Below are 3,206 nucleotides of genomic sequence, written 5' to 3'. Positions count from 1 at the left end.
GTGTTAGAACTTAATTAACTAACTAAATGACATTGGGCGGCCGCTAGCTTTTTTATACACTGTTGCACGAAATCTGTGCATAGATACTTTTCGAAGGAAAAACAAAGAAGAGCAGGATACAGAGAGTGTTCAGCCTGGTTTTGAGGAAAGAATCGTAAATAGCATTGCGCTGCACGAGGCAATAGAATCGCTTTCTATAGAAGAGCAGGAATTGTTGTTCTTACGCTATGTAAACGAAGTACCATTTGCAGTACTTAGTAATATGTATGGAAAATCTAGATTTGTACTATATCGTGAATTAAATAAGATAACAAAGAAATTAGAAAGGAGGATTTCGGATGGAACGTAAACTACAGAAGCAGTTAAAAGAATATTTTGAAGCGCCAGAACCTATTAGAAAAAGAGAATTTATGAGAAAAGTAGGAAGGCAAAATATGAGTATGGCTCATATGATGAAGACCCAGTTATGCTATATTTCTAAGTGTGCTTGGATTGCTTCATTTTTCTTATTCATGTTTGCATTATTTTTAAATTACCATATTGAATCAACTTATATTGGAAGTGTGAATGCACTAGTTCCATTTTTTGTGATGGTATCTATTACGGAAAGTATGCGTTCTTATCATTATGGCATGGATGAGTTGGAACTTTCTTCGCGATTTTCACTTAAGAGCATTATACTTACCAGAATGATTATACTGGGAATAAGTAATTTTATGATGATTTTGTTTATAGCATTGTTAAGTGGTTACAATGTCTATTCGCAGTTGGTCTATATGATGGTTCCATATTTGATAACAGCAATCGGAGGGCTGATGATAGTTAGAAAGGTATCAAATAGAGATGGGACGTATCTTTGTTTTAGTTTTTCAGTATTGGTGGCTTTTTTAGTGATTGTAGTATCAATGAAATATAATTTTATTTACAATACCAGTTACCTAGGAATATGGACTGTTGTATGTGTATGCTTCATGGTATTAATGATAAGGGAAATACATCGTACCATTCGAAAGACGGAGGATTTGGCATGGAATTAATAATTGATCGTTTGACGAGACAATACAAAAATAAAATTGCAGTGGATCGAATATCATTGAATTTTCAACCAGGCATATATGGTTTGTTAGGAGCAAATGGTGCGGGAAAGACTACTTTAATGCGTATGATATGTGGGATTTTGACTCCTACCAGTGGTACAATCACCTTTGACGGTATGGATGTGGCTACGGAGGAATACAGGGCAGAACTTGGGTATCTGCCACAGGATTTTGGTTATTATCCTGACTTTACAGGGAGAGATTTTCTTCTGTATATGGCTGTATTGAAGGGGCTAGGAAAGAAGACAGCACAAAGAAAGACGGAAGAGTTATTGGAACTTGTATCACTAAAAGATGTGGCAAATAAAAAAGTAAAAACCTATTCGGGGGGAATGAAGCAGCGTCTTGGAATTGCACAAGCACTACTGAATGATCCGAAGATTCTGATTCTTGACGAACCTACAGCAGGACTAGATCCCAAAGAAAGGGTAAGATTTCGTAATCTGATCGCTGATTTAGGAAAAGACAGTATCGTCATTTTATCTACACATATTGTATCAGATATTGATCGTATCGCAGATAGAATTTTAATGATGAATTATGGGCAACTTGTATTTAATGGAACCCGTGAAGATATTAATGAAGATTTGGAAGAGTTCTATCTAAGAGAATTTGGTGGATTGGAGGAACAGGACAAGTGAGAATGTTAGTTGGGTTCGAAATCAAGAAAATATTGAAGAGAAAAAGTACATGGGTCGCTTTTATTGTACTTTTACTAATGCAGCTGTATTTGGCATTATCCGGTAACATTGGTGCTACTTATGTAGATGATAAATTTGTTGAAACACATGCAAAAAGAAATCAAATCGATAGGAAAAATGGATTGTCATTGTCGGGCAGAAATATAGATGATACATTACTCCATGAGATGCAGAATGCATATGCAAAAGTTGGGGATATGGGAAGCATAGAGTATCTACTGTCGGATACGTATCAGTCTGAGGTGAGGCCATATTCGGAAATATATACACTAATTAATAGTTGGATTTCCGATACGAGTTATCAGATATTTGATTTGACTGAGGAGGAATTATATCAGATAAAGCGAAATAAACAAGAAAATATGTATGAATTTTATGATTTGTCAGAGAAAGAACGAGCATATTGGGATGAGAAGGAAGAGAAGCTACCTGACACAATTACATACCAATATGCAACAGCATATCTGAGTTTAGTTGATATGAATGGCCCTTATATGACTTGCATGCTTATTACTTTTCTTATTGCCATATGTATGATAAATGTATTTATAGAGGAGCATAATAAAAAGACAGACCAGCTTATATTGTGTACTAGATATGGAAGACAGAAACAGTATTTTGCAAAAATTATAGCGGGGAGCTTGGTGGCTTTGATTGCCACATCCATTTTTGCAGGCGTTTCAATTATAGGTAATTTTATCTGTTATGGAACGGAAGGATTTAATGCGATGATACAGACTACAACAGAATTTTGGTATTCTTATGATTTATCGGTAGGAGAAGCTTTGATAATCATGTTGGGGATACTTATTTTAGCATCTGTATTGGTAAGTATATTTGCAATGGTGTTTGCTGAATTGCTGCATAACAGTATCGGAGCAATGGCAGTCATAGTAGGTGGACTGTTTGCTGTACGTCTGGTTCCAATTCCAATCTCCTTTGGATTCCTATCACAAATTTGGAATATGGTACCTATTAATTTGCTAAAAGGTAATCAAGGTTTTGTAGATTTAAGACTAGTTTCTTTATTTGGAATACAATTAACCTCATGGCAATTTGCTCCGATCTTATATGTTATTTTAGGTGCTATAATTGTATTATTGGGTAAAAGAGTATACTGTAACTTTCAGATATCTGGACGATAGTATATCAAACAATACTTTAATCACTGGAATCATAATAATTTTATATCAAAATGCCAATATTAAGGATAAGGTCAATAATTGACTTTATCCTTTTTTAGTTACCAAGCATGGGAAATTGCATATTGAAAGTTAGAAATGTCCTTTGTATCAAGAAAAATGTTTGTGATTTTTATTAAATAAAACCAGAATTAGTAACAAAAGAGACAAATAATAGAAAAATTAGGAGCTATAGAACAGGCGGAAGAAATAAAAGATACAGTATC

4 protein-coding genes are annotated in these 3,206 nt (G+C 34.4%); all 4 read left to right on the top strand.

The genetic code is table 11. The features are described 5' to 3' along the window. The first annotated feature begins 31 nt into the window (after positions 1 to 31). From ACW2QF_RS18905 to ACW2QF_RS18890, 4 genes are read left to right on the top strand one after another with little or no spacing between them, the layout of a single operon-like run. The gene (locus ACW2QF_RS18905; protein WP_455717570.1) at positions 32 to 349 is read left to right on the top strand and encodes a sigma-70 family RNA polymerase sigma factor; all 318 of its coding nucleotides are present in this window, start codon (positions 32 to 34) and stop codon (positions 347 to 349) included. Further along, positions 339 to 1,037, top strand: a complete 699-nt coding sequence (locus tag ACW2QF_RS18900; protein ID WP_455717568.1) for a hypothetical protein — start codon at positions 339 to 341, stop codon at positions 1,035 to 1,037. The genes ACW2QF_RS18905 and ACW2QF_RS18900 overlap by 11 nt, the downstream gene beginning before the upstream one ends. Continuing rightward, a complete protein-coding gene (locus ACW2QF_RS18895) occupies positions 1,028 to 1,738 on the top strand; it encodes an ABC transporter ATP-binding protein (RefSeq protein WP_455717567.1) in 711 nt (236 codons plus the stop codon). The genes ACW2QF_RS18900 and ACW2QF_RS18895 overlap by 10 nt, the downstream gene beginning before the upstream one ends. A gap of 2 nt (positions 1,739 to 1,740) precedes the next feature. Then, on the top strand, positions 1,741 to 2,943 hold the full coding sequence (locus ACW2QF_RS18890; RefSeq protein WP_455717569.1) for an ABC transporter permease subunit: 1,203 nt from the start codon (positions 1,741 to 1,743) through the stop codon (positions 2,941 to 2,943). Positions 2,944 to 3,206: the final 263 nt, after the last annotated feature.

The organism is Anaerosporobacter sp., from assembly GCF_965301125.1.
This window is presented reverse-complemented; position numbering and strand designations above follow the sequence as displayed.